Below are 18,190 nucleotides of genomic sequence, written 5' to 3'. Positions count from 1 at the left end.
CCGCCGCCCCCGGACGCGGCGCGCCCCCTCCCTGGGAGCTGGGAGGGGGCGCGGGCCGTTCCGGAGGGGCCGGCGCGCGTGGCCGGCGGCCGGTCCCTCCGGGGGAGCCCCGGGACAATCCGGTTCCCGGGCTCCGGGCCGTGGGTGTGCCTAGCCGAAGAAGACCTCGGCCTCCTCGTAGCGCGAGGAGGGCACGGTCTTGAGGGTGTCGGTCGCCTCGGCCAGGTTCACGCGGACGATGTCCGTGCCCTGGAGGCCGACCATCTTGCCGAAGGCCTTGTCGTGCACGGCCTCGATGGCGTTCACGCCCAGGCGGGTGGCCAGCACGCGGTCGAACGCGGTGGGCGTGCCGCCGCGCTGCACGTGGCCCAGGACCACCGAGCGGGCCTCCTTGCCGGTGCGCTGCTCGATCTCGTCGGCCAGCCGCTGGCCGATGCCGCCCAGGCGCACGTGGCCGAAGGAGTCGGTCTCCCCGGTGGCCAGCTCCATCTGGCCCTCCTTGGGGTGCGCGCCCTCGGCGACCACGATGATCGGCGCGTACTGGGTCTCGAAGCGGCTCTCGACGTGCTTGACGACCTCGTCGATGTCGAAGGGCCGCTCGGGGATGAGGATGACGTTGGCGCCCGCGGCCATGCCCGAGTGCAGCGCGATCCACCCGGCGTGGCGGCCCATGACCTCCACCACCAGCGCCCGGTGGTGCGACTCGGCGGTGGTGTGCAGGCGGTCGATCGCCTCCATGGCGATGTTCACGGCCGTGTCGAAACCGAAGGTGTAGTCGGTCGCGTTGAGGTCGTTGTCGATGGTCTTGGGCACGCCGACGACGTTGACGCCGCGGTCGTGCAGCTGGCGGGCCACGCCGAGGGTGTCCTCGCCGCCGATGGCGACCAGGGCGTCGACGCCCAGTCCGGCCATGTTGTCCTTGACCCGCTCGACACCGCCCTCGATCTTCATGAGGTTGGTGCGCGAGGAGCCCAGGATCGTGCCGCCCCGGGGCAGGATGCCGCGCACGGCCGTCACGTCCAGCGGCATGGTGTCGCCCTCCAGCGGACCGCGCCAACCGTCCCGGAAGCCGATGAACTCGTAGCCGTAGTCCTTGATGCCCTTGCGGACCACTGCGCGGATGACCGCGTTCAGACCAGGGCAGTCCCCACCGCCGGTCAGCACCCCGACTCGCATACGAATTCTCCTCGACGTTGTGTGTTTTACGACGCATGGCGCCATATGGTCTAGACCATAGTGGGAGCGGTGATCCGGGGCCAACCCGGGGAGGAGAATACGCGGTGAACGCGCCCGGCCCGGAGGGGGCGGAGGGCGCGGACGCGCCCAGCGTCAGTCGTCCAGGCCCCGGTCGATGGCGTAGCGCACCAGCTCCACCCTGTTGTGCAGGTGCAGCTTGGTGAGGGTGTTCTGCACGTGGTTCTGCACGGTGCGGTGGGAGATGCCCAGCCGCTGCGCGATCTGCTTGTAGGCCAGCCCCTTGGCGACCAGGCGCAGCACCTCGGTCTCGCGGGGGGTCAGCTCCGGCGCCTCCGGCTCCCGGGAGCGATCCGCCGACGAGAGCCTGCGGTACTCGCCCAGCACCAGTCCGGCCAGGCCCGGTGTGTACACGGCCACGCCCTCGTGCACCCGGCGCACCGCGTCCAGCAGTTCCTCCCGCCCCGCCGACTTGACCAGGTAACCGGTGGCCCCGGCCTTCACCGCGGCCAGTACGTCGTCGCTGGCCCCGCTGGCCGACAGCACCAGCACCCGCGGCGGCGGGGACAGCGCCACCAGGCCCGCGGTCAGCTCGACCCCGCTCATGTCGGGCAGGTGCAGGTCCACGACGGCCAGGGTGGGGCGTGCGGCCGGGGCGATGCGCAGCGCCTTGGCGCCGTCCCCCGCGGTGCCCACGACCTCGATACCGGCCTCGCCGAGGTCGCGCGCGACCGCGTCGCGCCACATGGGGTGGTCGTCCACCACCAGTACCCGGATCGCCTCGCTCGCCATGCAGGCGACCCTATCCCGGGCGGGCGGCGCCCACGGTACGGGCCGACGACCGGGGCGGTGCAAGGGGCGGGGGCCGCGCCGACCCAGCCGGGGCGGCGGCCGTACCCCCTCGCGGGGTCGGCCGCACACGGCGAGGGGGCGGGACCGACCGGTCCCGCCCCCTCGCTTCCGGCTCAGGCCGCGCGCCCGGGCCGGTCAGTCGTCATCGTCGTCGCCGCGGCCGTTGCCGCCGCCCTCGCCGAAGTCGCCCAGGTCGATGCCGCCCGGAGTCGCGGTGATCGTGATCTCGGTGTCCTCGGGCGCCCTGCCGGTGTGCGACTGGTGCGCCACCTCGCGGCCGCCGAAGACGCGCTCGACCTTGACCTTGAAACCGGCCTCCTCCAGCGCCTCGCGCGCGTCGTTGACCCGCATGCCGACCACGTCGGGGACGTCCACGCCGGGCGGGCCGGTGGAGACGGTGAGGGTGACGGTGCCGCCGGAGCCGATGCTGGAGCCGCTGTCGGGGCTCTGCTGGATGACCTTGCCCTCCTCGACGTCCGCGCTCTCCTCCTCGACCACCTCGACGGACAGGCCCTCGCCCTCCAGCATCTGGCGGGCGGTGTCCAGGTCCTCGCCGACCACCGCGGGCACCGGGATGCCCTGGCTGACGGTGACGGTGACCGGCTCCTCCCGGTCGGCCTCCGCGCCCGCCTCGGGGGAGGTGGAGACCACCGCGCCGGGCTCGATCTCGGTGGAGCTCACGTCCTCCTGCACGATGTTGTCCGGGGCGAAGCCGAGGTCCTCCAGCTCCTTGAGGGCGTCGGCGGCGTCCATCTCGACCAGGTCGGGCATCTCCACCGTCTGCGGGCCCTTGGACAGGTACACGGTGACCACGTCGTCGGGGGACAGGCGGGTGCCCACCTCGGGGTCGGTCTCGCCGACCGTGCCCGGTTCGGCGTCGCTGTAGACGGCATCGGAGGACAGGTCGTAGCGCAGTCCCTCGTCGCGGATCATCTGGCTCGCGGCCTCGGGGTCGCTGCCCACCACGTCGGGGACGTTCTCGTACTGGCCGACGAGGAACCACCAGCCCGCGCCGAGCAGGACGATCGCCAGGACCGCCGCGCCGATCCCGATCAGCAGGTTGCGGCGGCGCCGGTCGCCGGGGCCGTCACGGTAGTCGTCGTACCCGTCGTCGTCGCCGTACCCGTCCTTGCCGCGGTCGTAGTCGTCGTAGCGGCCGTCGTCGAGCCCGGCCGAGGCCATGTCCACGACCATGGTCGCGTTCTCGGTGCCCGGACCGGCGCCCCCGGCGATGAGCTGGGGCGCGGTCACCGAGGCCGTGGTCGCCGCCGCCGGGGCGACGGGTGTCAGCGGGGCCTGGTCGGCAGCGGAGGCGGGGGGAGACGCGGGCAGGCCGTTGAGCACCGCCAGGACCTTGGCCAGGTACTGGCCCGCGTTGCTGGGACGGTACCTGGGGTCGCGCTCGGTGGCCTTGGTGACCAGCGCGTCGACCTCCGCGGGCAGGCCGGGCAGGAAGTGCGAGGGGCGCGGGACGTCCTCGTTGACGTGCTGGTAGGCGATCGCGATGGGCGTCTCGCCGGTGTGCGGCTGGCTGCCGGTGAGCAGCTCGTAGAGCATGATGCCCGCCGCGTACACGTCGCTGCGGGCGTCGGCGACGCCCTTCTCGATCTGCTCGGGGGCCAGGTAGGCCGCCGTGCCCATGAGGGTGCCCGTGCGGGTCAGCCCCTGGTTGGACTGCTCCACGGCGCGGGCCAGTCCGAAGTCGGCGACCTTGACCCGGCCGTCCTCGGTGATGAGGACGTTCTCGGGCTTGACGTCGCGGTGGACCATGCCCGCCTGGTGGGCGGCGCCGAGCGCGGCCAGCACCGGGGCCATGGCGTTCAGGGCGTCGTGGGCGCCGAGCCTGCCCCGGGACTTGAGCAGGTCGCGCAGGGTGCGCCCGGGTACGTACTCCATGGCCAGGAACACGTGCCCCTGGTCCTCACCCTGGTCGAAGACCTGCACGACGTTGGGGTGGGAGAGCTTGGCGACGGAGTGCGCCTCGTTGATGAAGCGCTGCACGAAGGTCGGGTCCTGGGCCAGCGAAGGGTGCATCACCTTCAGGGCCAGCCGTCGGTCCAACCTCAGGTCGTGGGCGACGTAGACGGTCGCCATCCCGCCTCCGGCGATCCTGGACTCCACGAAGTAACGTCGGTCCAGGGTGGCGCCTACGAGCGGGTCGGAAGTCGTCATGTCCACGGCGGAGTAGTGTCCTTGCTGCGGGGAGCGCGGGCTGTCGCGGCCGGTGGCGCGTACCCGACACCGGGTGTCGAACCGACACGATAGCGGAAGCCCACGCCAGGTCTGCCCCGCGGTTCGCGGTCGCGCCGTCCCGTTCCGGTGTCGGCGGGGCCGGTGGGACCCCGGGGAGGACTGTTCGGTCTCCCCGGAGGACGGGCCCCGGCCCCGGCCGGGGCCCTCCCGGTTCCGGTGGTGTGTGCCCCGCCGGTCGCCGGGTCTCCCCGTTCCCGGTGAGGCCCGCTCCGTCGGCGGTGGGGACGCTCGCGCCTGGGTTGTCGTGGTGTGCGGGATGCGCCCTTGCGGGGCCGCGCACTCGTTCCACGGTAGAGGACACCGCCAAACTCCCCGGCCGGAACGCACCGGTCGGCGGCGGGCCGGGGCGGGGCGCGGGGCCCGGTGGCCTAACTCACGGAGGGCGAGGAGGCCTGGGCGTAGCGCCGCACGGGGATGCGGCCGGCCAGGCGCGCGCCGCGGCCCGCGCGTACGGCGTCGCGCATCGCGGCGGCCATGCGCACCGGGTCCTGGGCGCGGGTCACGGCCGTGGCCAGCAGGACCGCGTCGCAGCCCAGCTCCATGGCCAGTGCGGCGTCGCTGGCGGTGCCGATCCCCGCGTCCACGATGACCGGCACACCGGCCTGCTCGACGATCAGCTCCAGGTTGTGCGGGTTGCGGATGCCCAGCCCGGAGCCGATCGGGGCGGCCAGGGGCATCACCGCGGCGCAGCCCACCTGCTCCAGGCGCCGGGCCAGCACGGGGTCGTCGTTGGTGTAGGGCAGCACGGTGAAGCCCTCGTCCACCAGCTGTTCGGCGGCCTCCAGCAGCTCGACGGGGTCGGGCAGCAGCGTGTGCTCGTCCGCGACCACCTCCAGCTTGACCCAGTCGGTCTCCAGCGCCTCGCGGCCCAGGCGCGCGGTGCGCACCGCGTCGACGGCGGTGAAGCACCCGGCGGTGTTGGGCAGCGCCCGGATGCTGTTGCGGGTCAGGACGTCCCACACCGACCCCCGCGTGCCGGGGGAGACCCGGCGCATCGCCACGGTGGTCAGCTCGGTGCCGGAGGCGATCAGGGCCTCCTCCAGGACCTCCAGGGAGGGGGCTCCGCCGGTTCCGGTGATGAGCCGGGACCCGAAGGAGGTTCCCGCGATCACGAGGTCGTCGTTCATCCTCAGCCTCCCTGCACCGCGGTGAGGACGTCCACGCGGTCGCCCTGGTTGAGCGGGCTCGCGGCCCACGCGGTCCGGCGCACCACCTCGTCGTTGACGGCCACGGCGACACCGCCGGGGGCCTCGGCGCCGGTCAGGTCGCGCACGACCGCTTCCACGGTCGTCTCGTCGGCGAACTCGCGGCGGTCGCCGTTGATGATCAGTTCCACTGCTACTACCTACTTGCGCGTCGTGCCGTGAAACGGCGGGCGTACTCGGGCAGGTCTCCGTCGGTCAGGGCCCGGGCCATGGCCTCACCGGTCACCGGGGTCAGCAGGACCCCGTGCCGGAAGTGCCCGGCGGCCAGGTGCAGCCCCGGGACCCGGGTGGGTCCCAGGAGGGGTTCGTTGTCGGGGGAGCCGGGGCGCAGCCCGACGCAGGTCTCGGTGACCTCCAGTTCGCTCACCCCGGGGACGAGTTCGCGCGCGTCCCTCAGCACCTGCCAGAGCCCCCCGGCGGTGAGCGAGGTGTCGTGGCCCAGCTCCTCCTGGGTGGCGCCGATGACGACCTCGCCGTCGGCGCGCGGCACCAGGTAGGTCGGGAATCCCCGGACCAGGCCGCGGACGGTCCGGCCGACGAGCGGCGGTTCCCCGTCGGGCACCCGGGCGCGCAGCAGTTGCCCCTTGACCGGGCGCAGCGGCGGGACCACGGGTTCGGGGACCGCGATGCCGTTGCCCCAGCAGCCCGCGGCCAGCACCACCTGGTGCGCGGGCAGGGTCTGGCCCGCCGCGGCCTCCCCGGTCAGGCGCACGCCCAGCCGGGCGCCCCCGGGGCCGGGGGAGAGGACCTCCCCGACCAGCCCGCGGACCTCGGTCACGCCCGCGCGCCCGCCCGCCGCGGCCAGGGCGCGCAGCAGCCGCCGCGGGTCCACGGAGTGGTCGTCGGGGGCCAGGACGCCGCCGCGCACGGACGGGGCGAGCATGGGCTCCAGGCGGCGGCACTCGCGGCCGGTCAGGCGCTCGGCTGCGATGCCCAGCCTCCGCTGGAGCGCGTGCAGTTCGGTGAGGACGGCCAGGTCGTCGCGGTCGAAGGCGACCAGCAGCGTGCCGGTGGCGCGGTGGCCCACGTCCAGGCCGCTGGCCTCCTCCAGTTCGGCGACGAAGTCCGCGTACATGCGGGCCGAGCGGATGCCCAGCTCCATGAGGGGCTCCTCGCCGAACGCCGCCTCGGTGGCGGGGGTCAGCATGCCCGCGGCCACGGTGGAGGCCGCGCGGGCGGGGTCGGACTCGACCAGGGTGACGCTCAGTCCGCGTTGGGCGGCCCGCCAGGCGGTGACCCGCCCGACCAGGCCGCCGCCGACCACGACGACGCGGTCGCGGTGGAAATCGTCGGAGGTGCGCACGGCTGTGGCTTCCACTCCCTTCGCCGGCATGATCCGGATCAGGTTCGTGCGGTCGGAGGCTCACAGCCTCCCTCTCAGCCGGGTCCCACCCGGCTCCCGCGGGATGTAGGGGTCTGTCCCCATTCTAGGACCCGTGGCCGACGTGCGCCGTGCCGGGGGGAAGGAGGTGCGCGGATGTGGCAGATTGGTGGTGTGACACAACGCGACATCGACACGCTGATCGGCGACTGGCTGACCCTCAAGGAAGCCGCCGCTCCGCTGGGCGTGAGCCCGAACCGGATCAAGACGCTGATCCGCGAGAACCGCATGATGGGTGTGGTCCGCGACGGCGAACTCTCCATTCCCGCGGCCTTCATCGACGGCGACGACCTGGTCAAGGGTCTGCCGGGGACGCTGCTGCTGCTCACCGACGCGGGCTTCTCCTCCGAGGAGGCCCTGCGCTGGCTGTTCACCCCCGACGACTCCCTGCCGGGCACGCCGATCCAGGCCATGCGCGAGAACCGGGGCACCGAGGTGCGCCGCCGGGCCCAGAGCCTGGCCTTCTAGTCCGCGGCCCCACGGGCCCGTTCGCGACCCGTGGGGGAGAGGGGAGGGGCGCGCCGCCGCGCTCCTCCCCCTTGGGTCCGAACGCACCAGGGCCTAGGGTGGAGCGTGTGAGGACCAGCCACGGAACCAGCCTGCGCAAGCGCCTGGACGCATCGCTTCTGTACCTGTGCACCGACGCCCGGACCAGCCGGGGAGACCTGGCCGAGTTCGCCGACGCGGCCCTTGCCGGGGGAGTGGACATCATCCAGCTCCGGGACAAGGGCCTGGAGGCGCGCGAGGAGATCGCGGCCCTGGAGGTGATGAAGGAGGCGTGCGAGCGGTACGGCGCCCTGCTTGCGGTCAACGACCGCGCCGACATCGCCCGCGCCGTGCGCGCCGACGTCCTCCACCTGGGCCAGCGGGACCTGCCCGTGCCCATGGCCCGCGACATCATCGGCGCCGACCCCCTGATCGGCCGCTCCAACAACGACGTCGCCGCCGCGGCCGCCTCCGCCGAGGAGCCCGGCAGCGACTACTTCTGCGTCGGACCGACTTGGGCGACCCCCACCAAGCCGGGCCGCCCGGCCGCCGGGCTGGAGCTGGTGGAGGAGGCGGCCGCGCTGGGCACCGACCGCCCCTGGTTCGCCATCGGCGGGATCGACGCCGACAACATCGACCGCGTGCTGGACGCCGGGGCCCGCCGGGTCGTGGTCGTGCGCGCGATCACGGAGGCGGAGGACCCCCGGGCCGCCGCCGCCGCTCTGCGCCAGCGCCTGGCGGCCCGCGCCGGGGGCTGACCGGCGCCCGGAGCCGCCTCCGGCGTCCGAGCGGTCAGCGCCGCCCGGTTCTAGGGGACCAGCAGGACCTTGCCGAGCACCGTGCGCCCCTCCAGGGCGGCGTGCGCCTCGGCGGCCCGCTCCAACGGCAGGGTCAGGCCCACGTGCGGGGTGATCCTGCCCATACGGGCCATCTCCAGCACCAGCCGCAGGGCGTCCCGCCGGTCGTCCCCGGCCTGTTTGAGGTCGGACAGCCCCAGGACCCCGATCCCGCGGCTCGCGGCCTCCCGCGCGTCCACCTCCGTGAAGCTTCCGCCCGCCGAGCCGTAGCCGACGAACCGGCCGCCGTCGGCCAGGGTCGCGAAGGCCGCCGCGCCCAGCGCGCCCCCGGCGCCGTCCAGGACCACGTCGACCCCGGCGCCGCCGGTCAGCGCGCGCACCCGCTCCGGCCAGTCCGGCTCGGAGTAGTCCACGGTCTCCTGCGCGCCCAGTTCGCGGACCAGGGCCAGTTTGGCCCCGCCCCCGGCCGCGCCGATGACCCGTGCCCCGGCCCTGCGGGCCAACTGGACGGCCAGGGTGCCCGCCCCTCCGGCGGCCGCGGCGACCAGGACCGTGGTGCTGGGCCCGAAGCCCGCCGCCCGCTCGAGCGCCAGCGCGGTCGGCCCGTCGTGCAGCAGGGCCAGCGCCGCCCGGGGGTCCACCTCCTCGGGCACCCTGACCAGAGCCGACTCCGGGACCACGGCCCGCTCGGCGTAACCGTCCACGGGCAGGGCGGGTCTTTCCGGCGTTCCGTCCGTGTGCCCGGTGTCGGCGACCACCGCGACCCCCTCCCAGCCCGGGTCCACGCCCGGGCCGATCCGGACCACCCGCCCTGCCACGCCCGCGCCGGGGACGTAGGGGGGAGTCACGGGGAAGTGGTCCAGCCCCCAGCCGCCGCGGACCAGGGTGTCCAGGTACATCACGTTCGCCGCGGCGACCTCCACCAGCGCCTGCCCCGGTCCCGCCTCGGGCTCGGGCACGTCCCGGACCACCAGGACCTCCGGGCCGCCGAACTCACGGACCTGTACCGCTCGCATGTCGCTCTCCCTCGGTGCGCACCGCCTGTCTCCGACACCGCTCAGCCTCTTACCTCAATATTTGTTGAGGTCAAGGGCCGGGTGTCGGGGGAGATCCACGGCACAGGGGGCCGCCCCGCGCGGGCGTACGGCGCGGAGGGCGGGCCGCGGTCAGACCGCGACGTGCGACAGCGCGCTGGGGTGGCGCCGCAGGAAGCCCTCGATGGACTGGGCGGGATGGCCGGTCAGGTCGGGGACGGCGGGCGAGACCACGTCGAGCTCCCCTGCGGCGATCGCGGCGTAGGAGGTCACCCAGCCCTCGACCGCCCAGTCGGGGGCGCCGCCGCGGCGCGACTCCAGCGCCTCCTCCCGCGTCTGGGGCACGTAGTGCACCGAGCGCCCGGTGAGCACGCTCAGCCTCTCCGCCGTCGCGCCCAGGGACAGCGCCTCCGGGCCGGTGACGTCGTGGCTGGTGTCGTGCGAGGCGCGCGCGGCCGCGGGGTCGGTCAGCACGGCCGCGGCCACGTCCGCCACGTCGTCGCGCGAGACCCACGCGATCCGGCCGTCACCGGCCGGGCCCCGCACCGCACCCCCGCCGTCCACCCAGTCGGGCAGCAGGTCCAGGTACAGGCTGGGTCTGAGGAAGGTGTAGCGCACCCCCGTGGACCGGATGTGCGCCTCGGTGAAGAAGTGCGTGCGCGCGAACGTGAAGGTGGAGGCCGGGCCCGCGCGCAGGAAGGACAGGTAGACGATCCAGGACACCCCTGCCTTGACCGCGGCGTCCACCGCGCTCACGTGGACGTCGATCCGGTCCTCGGACTCGGTGGCCGAGACCAGGAACAGCGTGTCCACCCCCCGGCACGCCCGCTCGAAGCCCGTGGAGTCCTCGTAGGCCGCCATCGCCGCGCTGCTGCCGGGGTACTCGGGAGCGCGGTTGATGTCGCGTACGATGAGCCGCTGGGGCCTGCCCAGCCGCGCGATCCGCGCGGCGACCCGCCCGCCCAGCGCCCCCGTCGCCCCCGTCACCCCTATGGTGTGGTTTGTCGTGTGATCGTCGCCCATGACACCCCATCCTGCGTTACGAGGGCGTGCCGGACGCTGAGCGGCACGCGCCTTTTTGCGCCGCGGGGCCGGGTGTGGCGAGGTCGGCACTCCCCGCGCTCCGGGGCCGCCGGGGTCAGGGCGCGGGACGCCCGCCGTCCGCCGGGCCCCGGGCCGGTCCGTGTCCGACCGCCGTCCGACCCGACGCGTTCCCGGGCTCCTCCGCCTGCCGGGCGCCCCGCGCGACCGGGCGGCGGTAGGCCAGGCGGCGCAGCAGCGCCTCGGCCGGTCCGCGCCTGCCCGCGCGCTCCAGGGCGTAGGACGCCGCCACCGTCACCAGCCACACGCCCACCGCGAACAGGGCCATCGACCACGAGGCGAGTTCGCCGCCCAGCCCCAGGCCCCAGGCCGCCAGGATCGGTGCGCACAGCACCGACTGGGCCAGGTAGGCCGACAGCGAGCGCTTGCCGGTCGCCGACAGCGCGCCGACCACCGCGCCCGGCGCGCGACCGCGCCCCCGGATCCGGTGCGCCGTCAGCGCGATCAGCGCCACGTAGCCCAGGCCGCCGGCCAGCCCGGTCACCATGTGCGGCATGGCCAGCATGCCCGCCTGTGCCGGGGACAGGTCCCAGACCCCGATCTGGGCCAGGGCCATGGGCAGCCCGCCCAGCCAGCCCACGCCGACGCCCAGGGCCGCGGTCCAGCGCAGCAGGCCCAGGTGCGCGCCCGGCTCCTCGAGGATCCTGCGGCGCGCGGCCCAGTAGCCGAGCAGGATCGCCGCGGGCACGACCATGCCCAGCAGTCCCTGGCCCAGCGTGACCAGCGGCCAGGCCACGACGCGGCCCAGCGCGGCGCCCAGGGTCGAGGCGTCGCCGATGTTGGCGGCCGTCTGGTCCATGCCGAACGCGGCGGAGGAGGGGGCGTCCGCGGGCATGAAGGCCAGGCCCAGCAGGCTGAACGCCGCGAGCAGGGCGGCCAGACCGGTGAACACCCCCGCCCACACCAGCAGCGTGGCGTCCCTGCGCCGCAGGAACAGCCAGCCCAGGAGCAGCCCGGCCAGGCCGTAGGCGCCCAGGATGTCGCCCATCCACAGCAGCAGGGCGTGGACGAAGCCGAACGCGAGCAGCCACAGGTTGCGGCGGCGCAGCAGCGCGTTCACCTCCCGCGCGGACGAGCCCGCCGCCTCCTGGCGCCGGGCCAGCTGCACCATGCCGTACCCGAACAGGAAGGCGAACATCGGATAGCTGCGCATGTCCACCGCCATGACGATGGCGAACTGCGCGATCCGGTCCAGCGCGCCGCCGGGCTCCGGGTGGACGCCGCCCCCGCTGGACGGGAGCGCCCACAGGTACCAGGCCGTGTTGGCGAGCGCGATGAACAGGAGCATGAACCCGCGCGCCAGGTCCGGCGCGAGGGCTCTCTCGCCCGCGCCGACCGGACCGCGGGAAACGGTGTGCCCAGACATGGGAGACTCCCCGATTTCGCGATATGTCGTGTCAGCGATTCAACCGGAGCGGGCGGACGGGCACAACAGGCCCCGGGCGGGCGCGGACCCGGGAAAGTCCCCTAGGGAAGCACCCTCAGGAGGAGCGCGAGGTGGCGGCCACGACCAGCTGGCGCAGCGGCTCGCGGGCGGATTCGTCCAGCTCGGGGCTGTCCAGGGCCGCGACGGCCCGGTCGGCGTACTCCGCGATCATCTCCTCGCACACGGCCAGCGCGCCCGAGCCCTCGATCAGGGAGCACATCCACTCCACCGAGGACACCGACAGGTCCGGCGCCCCCAGCAGCGAGCGGAACCGCTCGGCGTCGGCCGCCCCGGCGCGCGCCAGGGTCTCGGCCACCACCAGCGTCCGCTTGCCCTCGCGCAGGTCGTCCCCGGCGGGCTTGCCGGTGGTGGACGGGTCGCCGAACACGCCCAGTACGTCGTCGCGCAACTGGAAGGCGATCCCCAGCGGGATGCCGTAGCCGGTGTAGACCCCGGCCAGCTCCTCGTGGCGGCCCGCCAGCGCCGCGCCCAGGTGCAGCGGGCGCTCTACCGTGTACTTGGCGGACTTGTAGCGCATCACGCGCAGCGCCGCCTCGCGTGTACCGGTGCCCCGCACCTGCTCCAGGGTGTCCAGGTACTGCCCGGCCATGACCTCGGTGCGCATCGCGTCGAAGGGGCGCCGCCCCCGGCCCAGCACCTCCGTCGGGAAGCCGCTGGCCTGGTACATCTCGTCCGACCAGGCCAGGCACAGGTCGCCGATCAGGATGGCCGCGCCCTGGCCGAAGCCCTCGCTGTCGCCGCTCCACCCCTGGTCGGCGTGCAGCTTGGCCAGCCGCTTGTGCGTAGCGGGCAGACCGCGCCGGGTGTCGCTGTTGTCGATCACGTCGTCGTGGACGAGCGCGCACGCCTGGAGGAACTCCAGGGAGGCCGCCGCCCGCACCACGCGCTCGTCGTCGGCCGCGCCGCCCGCGCCCCGCCACCCCCAGTAGCAGAAGGTCGGCCGCAGGCGCTTGCCGCCGGAGACCATCGTCTCCAGCGCGTCCATGGCCGGAGCCAGATCCTCCCCGATCTCCATCAGCTGGGCCCTGTGGTCGGCGCAGAAGGAGGTCAGTTCGCGGTCCACGCCGGAGCGGACAGCGAAGACGGCGGAGGCGGACGGGGAAGAGGAAGGCACCATGAACCGCAGGTTATCGGCTGTCGGACGCGGCCCGGTCCGGTTCCGCCCGTCCGGGCCGCGTCCAACTGGCCACCAGCACGAACGACACCGTCACCAGCAGCGCCCACGCGCCCAGCTTGGCCGGGTGCACCAGCGCCCACACCTGCTCCTGGTGCGGGTAGCGCCAGGCGTCCAGCAGGGTCGAGACGTTCTCCGCGATCCACAGGAACACCCCGATGAGCAGGAACGACAGCGACAGCGGCATCCGCAGGCGCTGCGCGCCCACGGTGAAGCGAACCCACGTGCCCCACGTCACCGCCACCAGCAGCACCGCCAAGGGCACCCGCAGGTCCGGCAGCCAGTGGTGGGTGAGGAAGTTGAGGTAGACCGCGACCGCGACCGCGGTGGTCGCCGCGGCGCGGTAGCGCACCAGCTCCAGGTCCAGCAGCCGCCAGGCGCGCACGATGTAGGAGCCCACCGCCGCGTACATGAACCCGCTGTAGAGCGGTACGCCCCACACCACGGTCCAGGCGGGCTCGGGGTAGGACCACGAGCCCATCCGCACCTTGAACAGCTCGAAGGCCAGCCCCACCACGTGGAAGCCGGCGATCGCGGCGATCTCCCGGCCGCTCTCCAGGCGCAGGCCCCAGAACAGGGCGGTGAGCGCCACGGCGTAGACGAGCAGGGCGTCGTAGCGGGGCAGGGGCAGCGGCACCACCGCCGAGAGCGCGAACCCGGCGAACATGCACACCGCGAACGCGCAGGCCCGGGCCTGGAGCCAGCCGAAGCGCAGCAGCTGGGAGGCCCAGAACAGCGGACGCGACCCGGGTCCGGGAACAGGGACGGTGGAAGGGGGAGGTGGAGGGGTCATGCCGTATCCTCGCACGTCGTGCCGCACGGGAGTGGCGCGTGCCACGGGTCTCACAGGGTGGGACGGCTCCTCCGCCGCGGGGGTCTCTGACCTAAGCTGGTGCGCATGCTGGCTGCACCGACACTTCCTGTGGCGCCCCGAGGCCCGGCCCCCAGGCCGCGTCACATCCGCGAACTCCTCGACGCGGGCGAGCCGATGTTCTCCTTCGAGTTCTTCCCGCCCCGCACGCCCCAGGCGCAGGAGCGCCTGTGGCGCGCGATCAGGGAGATCGAGGCCCTCGGCCCCGCCTTCGTCTCGGTCACCTACGGCGCGGGCGGCAGCACGCGCGGGCTGACCGTGGAGACCACCGAGCGCATCGCGACCGACACCACACTGCTGCCGGTCGCGCACATGACCCTGGTCGACCACTCCGTGGCGGAGCTGCGCCACCTCGTCGGCCGCCTCGCCGACGCGGGCGTGTCCAACATGCTCGCCGTGCGGGGCGACCCGCCCGGCGACCCGGACGGGGAGTGGATCCGCCACCCCCAGGGGCTGACCTACGCCGAGGAGCTGGTGCGCCTGATCAAGGACAGCGGCGACTTCTGCGTGGGCGTGGCCGCCTTCCCCTACAAGCACCCGCGTTCGGACGACGTCGAGACCGACACCGACCACTTCGTGCGCAAGTGCGAGGCGGGCGCCGACTACGCCATCACCCAGATGTTCTTCGACCCCGAGGACTACCTGCGCCTGCGCGACCGGGTGGCCGCGCGCGGCTGCGAGGTGCCGATCATCCCCGAGGTCTTCCCGGTGGTGCGCACCTCGTTCATCCCGCGCTCGGAGCAGCTCTCCGGCGCCCCCTTCCCGGCCGACCTGGCCGAGAGGTTCGCCTCCTTCGGCGACGACGCCGAGTCCGTGCGGGCCTTCGGCATCGAGCACGCCCAGCGCATGTGCGAGCGGCTGCTGGCCGAGGGCGCGCCGGGCATCCACTTCATCACCTCGAACCGGTCCACGGCCACCAGGCAGATCTACCGGGAGATCTCCGGTCACCGGAGCCCGTCAGAGGGAGCCGGGCGGCCATGATCGAGAAGGGCTGACCGGGGCTGCCGGGGAAGCGGAAGTCCTCCAGCACCTCGGTGAACCCGCACGAGCGGTACAGGTGGCGCGCCGCGGAGGGTCCCGAACGCGTGGACAGCACCGCGGTGCGCTCCGGCCTGTCCCGGCACAGGGCGTGGAGCAGGGCGCGGCCCACGCCCCGGTTCTGCGCGTCCGGGTGGACGTGCACCTCGGCGACCTCCAGCGCGTCGGACAGGCAGCGGCGCGCCCGGCGGGCCCCGGCGCCCGCGCGCAGCCCCTCCGCCACCGTGTCGTGCCACCACTGGCCGCCGCGTCCGTGGAAGCCGTAGGCGAAGCCGACCGGGAGGCCGCCGCGCACGGCCACCACCGCGCGAAAGCCCGGGTTGCGGGCGTGGCCCCTCATGACGGAGGCGCGCCCGGGCAACTGCTCCGCGGGCGGGCGCATGGCGGCCTCGTACACCTGGAGCAGCGCGGGGACGGCGTGCGTGAAGGCGGGCGGGCCCAGCTCGCGCAACTCGGTATCGGCTGCCACGGGCCAAGGGTAGTTCCCCGGACCTTCCGCGGTCCTGCGGATTCGCGCGCGGGCGGGGTGCGCGCGGCGCCGGGCGGGGTCCTTGACGGGCCCGGCGGCCTGGGGTTAACTGGATCGTGTCGAACAGGAGTTCGACACACCCCGTCGGACCCCCTCCGGCGGGAGGGCGGCGCGGCCGGGTTGGGGAGGGGAAGCCCCACGTCCGGCCGCGCCGCTCCGGCCCCGTCCGCCGGCCAGTCCCCGGCCGGTGGACACGACGAGAACCGGCGCCCCCGTCGGGGCCGCCGGTTCTCGTCGAGCGGGTGCGAATCTGTTCGGTTGTCCCGGTGTTCGGGTACCGGTCAGAAGGCGTCGACCGCGCGGCGCGCCTCGGGGTCGAGGACGCCCCAGTTGATGAGCTCCTCGGTCAGGTCCCCGGGCGACTTGTCGTAGATGACCGCGAGTGAGCGCAGGTCCTCCTGGCGGATGGAGAGCACCCGCCCGTTGTAGTCACCCCGCTGGCTCTGGATCGTGGCGACGTAGCGGGACAGCGGCCCGGCCTTCTCCTGCGGCAGCTGCTGCATGCGCTCCAGGTCGATGACCAGCTTGGGCGTGGGGCCCAGCGGGGTGGGAGCCGCGCCGCCCGGCAGCAGCTCCGACATCGGCACGCCGTAGAAGTCCGCCAGCTCGGCGAGCTTCTGGACGGTGACGGCGCGGTCGCCGCGCTCGTAGGAGCCCACCACGACGGCCTTCCAGCGGCCGTGGGACTTCTCTTCCACCCCGTGCAGGGACAGGCCCTGCTGGGTGCGGATGGCACGCAGTCGCGCACCGAGGGACTTCGCGTATTCGGATGGCATCTTCTTGTCGCTCCCGGCCGTGACAGTGGCTGGCGTGGTGGGGGGGCGTCCGCTCGTACTCGGCGGGCCGCCTGGGCGGTCCAGCGGATGGTCACGGGATGCAACCCCACCCGGCAGTGGTTACAGACAGTGACGGTAAGGGGGTCTGCCTTCCAGGTCAAGCCGTTGGTGTGAAACGCGACTAATCGGTGGCCAAACCGTGCGTAAGTGAGACACCTCTCATGTCAGGACCGATCAGGACGAGTCGTACGTCACGATGGCATGAAAAGCCCATTCCTCCTGGGTATTTCAGGTTTCGGCCCCTTCGTTGCCGTATCCACTGGGTGACGACATGACCACATTTCAGGGGGTACATGTTCGCTTGTGGTGTGACCAGAGTCACATTGGTGACCTCGGGTCATCGACCGCCTCGCGGGGGTCGCGAGCGCCGCTGGTAGCGTGGCTCCGATCGACATCCTTTAACGACCTGTTCAGTGAGGCAGGGAAGGGAGTCACTACTTTGCGTGCGCAAAAACCGACGACCGGTGACGCCGGTGGCGGTTCCCCCGCACCCGAGGTGCCCGAGGGCACCCGCGCCGTCCTCGACGGCAGCGAGATCAACCGGGCGCTGACCCGCATCGCCCACGAGGTGCTCGAACGCACCAAGGGGGGCCGGGGCGTCACCCTCCTGGGCATCCCCTCGCGCGGTGTCCCGCTCGCCCAGCGCCTGGCAGGGCGCATCGAACGGGTTGAGGACCTCACCGTCCCCGCCGGCTCGCTCGACATCACCATGTACCGCGACGACCTGCGCTCCGCCCCCGTCCGCGCCCTCGGCCGGACCGAGATCCCCCGGGGCGGACTCGACGACCGCGTCGTCGTCCTCGTCGACGACGTCCTCTTCTCCGGCCGCACCGTCCGCGCCGCCCTGGACGCCCTCGGCGACCTGGGGCGCCCCCGCGCCGTCCAGCTCGCCGTCCTGGTCGACCGGGGCCACCGCGAACTGCCCATCCGCGCCGACTACGTGGGCAAGAACCTGCCCACCTCGCTGCGCGAGAGCGTCACCGTGCGCCTGGAGGAGACCGACGGACACGACGCGGTGCTGCTCGGCCCGTCCCGCCCCCGCCCAGGAGCCACCGAGGGGAACGACTGATGCGCCACCTTCTCTCCGCCGGCGACCTCTCCCGCGACGAGGCCACCCTCGTCCTGGACACCGCCGCCGAACTCGCCCAGGTCGGCGACCGCTCCGTCAAGAAGCTGCCCACCCTGCGCGGGCGCACCGTGGTCAACCTCTTCTACGAGGACTCCACCCGCACCCGCACCTCCTTCGAGCTGGCCGCCAAGCGCCTTTCCGCGGACGTCATCAACTTCTCCGCCAAGGGCTCCAGCGTCTCCAAGGGCGAGAGCCTCAAGGACACCGCGCTGACCCTCCAGGCCATGGGCGCCGACGGCGTCGTCATCCGGCACAGCGCCTCCGGCGCCGCCCACCGCCTCGCCAACTGGGTGGACGGGTCCGTCCTCAACGCGGGCGACGGCACCCACGAACACCCCACCCAGGCCCTGCTGGACGCCTTCACCGTGCGCTCGCGCCTGGGGCGCCTGGAGGGGCTGCGGGTGGCCGTCGTCGGCGACATCCTGCACAGCCGGGTCGCCCGCTCCAACGTGCTGCTGCTCACCACCCTGGGCGCGCACGTCACCCTGGTCGCGCCGCCCACCCTGCTGCCGGTCTCGGTGCACACCTGGCCGTGCGAGGTCTCCTACGACCTCGACGACGTCCTGCCCAAGTCCGACGTCGTCATGATGCTGCGCGTACAGGCCGAGCGCATGCACGAGTCGTTCTTCCCGTCCACGCGCGAGTACAGCCGCAACTACGGCCTGGACGGCGAGCGCCTGTCCCGCATGCCCGAGGACGCGATCGTCATGCACCCCGGCCCGATGGTCCGCGGCATGGAGATCTCCGCGGAGGTCGCCGACTCGCCCCGCTGCACCGTCACCGAGCAGGTCGCCAACGGCGTCAGCCTGCGCATGGCCGTGCTCTACCTGCTGCTCGGCGGCTCCTGACAGCCCTGCCGCGGG

General features: G+C 73.6%; 18 protein-coding genes and 1 riboswitch. Of the genes, 5 read left to right on the top strand and 13 right to left on the bottom strand.

Translation table 11 applies throughout. From position 1 onward, the window contains the following. Positions 1 to 150: 150 nt before the first annotated feature. From AC0VX6_RS19625 to thiO, 6 genes are all read right to left on the bottom strand, one after another. Entirely contained in the window at positions 151 to 1,176 is a 1,026-nt protein-coding gene (locus AC0VX6_RS19625; RefSeq protein ID WP_013154137.1) for a 6-phosphofructokinase, read from the bottom strand. Between the two features lie 153 nt (positions 1,177 to 1,329). Beyond that, positions 1,330 to 1,986, bottom strand: coding sequence for a response regulator (locus AC0VX6_RS19620; protein WP_274974090.1), 657 nt, complete (start codon positions 1,984 to 1,986; stop codon positions 1,330 to 1,332). 195 nt (positions 1,987 to 2,181) lie between these two features. Next, positions 2,182 to 4,224, bottom strand: coding sequence for a Stk1 family PASTA domain-containing Ser/Thr kinase (pknB, locus tag AC0VX6_RS19615; protein ID WP_475465533.1), 2,043 nt, complete (start codon positions 4,222 to 4,224; stop codon positions 2,182 to 2,184). Between the two features lie 443 nt (positions 4,225 to 4,667). After that, positions 4,668 to 5,426 carry a thiazole synthase gene (locus AC0VX6_RS19610; RefSeq protein ID WP_274974088.1) on the bottom strand — a complete coding sequence of 253 codons (759 nt, stop codon included), beginning with the start codon at positions 5,424 to 5,426 and terminating at the stop codon, positions 4,668 to 4,670. Positions 5,427 to 5,428: 2 nt separating this feature from the next. Beyond that, positions 5,429 to 5,635, bottom strand: a complete 207-nt coding sequence (thiS, locus tag AC0VX6_RS19605) for a sulfur carrier protein ThiS (RefSeq protein ID WP_274974087.1) — start codon at positions 5,633 to 5,635, stop codon at positions 5,429 to 5,431. Positions 5,636 to 5,640: 5 nt separating this feature from the next. After that, complete coding sequence (gene thiO / locus AC0VX6_RS19600; protein WP_475465531.1) at positions 5,641 to 6,837, bottom strand: glycine oxidase ThiO; 1,197 nt, start codon at positions 6,835 to 6,837, stop codon at positions 5,641 to 5,643. Then, positions 6,806 to 6,917: riboswitch (TPP riboswitch) on the bottom strand. Its footprint overlaps the gene before it by 32 nt. 82 nt (positions 6,918 to 6,999) lie before the next feature. Here thiO and AC0VX6_RS19595 point away from each other — a divergent pair. Next, entirely contained in the window at positions 7,000 to 7,353 is a 354-nt protein-coding gene (locus AC0VX6_RS19595; RefSeq protein WP_019610781.1) for an Rv2175c family DNA-binding protein, read from the top strand. Positions 7,354 to 7,460: 107 nt separating this feature from the next. Next, positions 7,461 to 8,129: a thiamine phosphate synthase gene (gene thiE, locus AC0VX6_RS19590; RefSeq protein WP_274974085.1), complete on the top strand. Its 669-nt coding sequence runs from the start codon at positions 7,461 to 7,463 to the stop codon at positions 8,127 to 8,129. 50 nt (positions 8,130 to 8,179) lie between these two features. Here thiE and AC0VX6_RS19585 read toward each other — a convergent pair whose 3' ends face one another. The 5 genes from AC0VX6_RS19585 to AC0VX6_RS19565 form a co-directional block, all read right to left on the bottom strand. Then, the gene (locus tag AC0VX6_RS19585; RefSeq protein ID WP_475465529.1) at positions 8,180 to 9,184 is read right to left on the bottom strand and encodes a zinc-binding dehydrogenase; all 1,005 of its coding nucleotides are present in this window, start codon (positions 9,182 to 9,184) and stop codon (positions 8,180 to 8,182) included. Positions 9,185 to 9,334: 150 nt separating this feature from the next. After that, on the bottom strand, positions 9,335 to 10,225 hold the full coding sequence (locus tag AC0VX6_RS19580; protein ID WP_274974083.1) for an SDR family oxidoreductase: 891 nt from the start codon (positions 10,223 to 10,225) through the stop codon (positions 9,335 to 9,337). Positions 10,226 to 10,340: 115 nt separating this feature from the next. Continuing rightward, entirely contained in the window at positions 10,341 to 11,669 is a 1,329-nt protein-coding gene (locus AC0VX6_RS19575) for a DUF418 domain-containing protein (RefSeq protein ID WP_475465527.1), read from the bottom strand. A gap of 115 nt (positions 11,670 to 11,784) precedes the next feature. Next, entirely contained in the window at positions 11,785 to 12,867 is a 1,083-nt protein-coding gene (locus AC0VX6_RS19570) for a polyprenyl synthetase family protein (RefSeq protein WP_274974081.1), read from the bottom strand. A 10-nt stretch (positions 12,868 to 12,877) separates the two neighbouring features. Continuing rightward, a complete protein-coding gene (locus tag AC0VX6_RS19565) occupies positions 12,878 to 13,717 on the bottom strand; it encodes a DUF817 domain-containing protein (protein WP_475465525.1) in 840 nt (279 codons plus the stop codon). A 129-nt stretch (positions 13,718 to 13,846) separates the two neighbouring features. Between AC0VX6_RS19565 and metF the strand changes: the two genes are divergently transcribed. After that, positions 13,847 to 14,776: a methylenetetrahydrofolate reductase [NAD(P)H] gene (gene metF, locus AC0VX6_RS19560; protein WP_274978193.1), complete on the top strand. Its 930-nt coding sequence runs from the start codon at positions 13,847 to 13,849 to the stop codon at positions 14,774 to 14,776. Here the strand turns inward: metF and AC0VX6_RS19555 are convergent. Then, positions 14,688 to 15,302 carry a GNAT family N-acetyltransferase gene (locus AC0VX6_RS19555; protein ID WP_274974079.1) on the bottom strand — a complete coding sequence of 205 codons (615 nt, stop codon included), beginning with the start codon at positions 15,300 to 15,302 and terminating at the stop codon, positions 14,688 to 14,690. The two genes, metF and AC0VX6_RS19555, sit on opposite strands and share 89 nt — an antisense overlap. Positions 15,303 to 15,643: 341 nt before the next feature. Beyond that, positions 15,644 to 16,138, bottom strand: coding sequence for a transcriptional regulator BldD (gene bldD, locus AC0VX6_RS19550; RefSeq protein ID WP_013154123.1), 495 nt, complete (start codon positions 16,136 to 16,138; stop codon positions 15,644 to 15,646). Positions 16,139 to 16,637: 499 nt separating this feature from the next. On the opposite strand from bldD, the gene pyrR reads away from it, so the two are divergent. Together pyrR and AC0VX6_RS19540 are read left to right on the top strand one after the other, a co-directional pair. After that, entirely contained in the window at positions 16,638 to 17,267 is a 630-nt protein-coding gene (gene pyrR, locus AC0VX6_RS19545; protein ID WP_274974078.1) for a bifunctional pyr operon transcriptional regulator/uracil phosphoribosyltransferase PyrR, read from the top strand. Next, positions 17,267 to 18,175 carry an aspartate carbamoyltransferase catalytic subunit gene (locus AC0VX6_RS19540; protein WP_274974077.1) on the top strand — a complete coding sequence of 303 codons (909 nt, stop codon included), beginning with the start codon at positions 17,267 to 17,269 and terminating at the stop codon, positions 18,173 to 18,175. Before pyrR ends, AC0VX6_RS19540 begins: the two co-directional genes overlap by 1 nt. Positions 18,176 to 18,190 lie beyond the last annotated feature (15 nt).

It is taken from the genome of Nocardiopsis sp. iso_25 (assembly GCF_056173305.1).
Note: the sequence above shows the minus strand (reverse complement) of the source record. Positions and strands in the feature narration are given on the sequence as shown.

Bases quoted from the DNA above. Each gene is read 5' to 3' on its own strand.
- AC0VX6_RS19580 (WP_274974083.1), bottom strand. From the start codon at position 10,225: ATGGGCGACGATCACACGACAAACCACACCATAGGGGTGACGGGGGCG.
- AC0VX6_RS19540 (WP_274974077.1), top strand. From the start codon at position 17,267: ATGCGCCACCTTCTCTCCGCCGGCGACCTCTCCCGCGACGAGGCCACC.
- AC0VX6_RS19625 (WP_013154137.1), bottom strand. From the start codon at position 1,176: ATGCGAGTCGGGGTGCTGACCGGCGGTGGGGACTGCCCTGGTCTGAAC.
- AC0VX6_RS19620 (WP_274974090.1), bottom strand. From the start codon at position 1,986: ATGGCGAGCGAGGCGATCCGGGTACTGGTGGTGGACGACCACCCCATG.
- AC0VX6_RS19565 (WP_475465525.1), bottom strand. From the start codon at position 13,717: ATGACCCCTCCACCTCCCCCTTCCACCGTCCCTGTTCCCGGACCCGGG.
- AC0VX6_RS19575 (WP_475465527.1), bottom strand. From the start codon at position 11,669: ATGTCTGGGCACACCGTTTCCCGCGGTCCGGTCGGCGCGGGCGAGAGA.
- AC0VX6_RS19610 (WP_274974088.1), bottom strand. From the start codon at position 5,426: ATGAACGACGACCTCGTGATCGCGGGAACCTCCTTCGGGTCCCGGCTC.
- thiO (WP_475465531.1), bottom strand. From the start codon at position 6,837: ATGCCGGCGAAGGGAGTGGAAGCCACAGCCGTGCGCACCTCCGACGAT.
- AC0VX6_RS19570 (WP_274974081.1), bottom strand. From the start codon at position 12,867: ATGGTGCCTTCCTCTTCCCCGTCCGCCTCCGCCGTCTTCGCTGTCCGC.
- bldD (WP_013154123.1), bottom strand. From the start codon at position 16,138: ATGCCATCCGAATACGCGAAGTCCCTCGGTGCGCGACTGCGTGCCATC.
- AC0VX6_RS19585 (WP_475465529.1), bottom strand. From the start codon at position 9,184: ATGCGAGCGGTACAGGTCCGTGAGTTCGGCGGCCCGGAGGTCCTGGTG.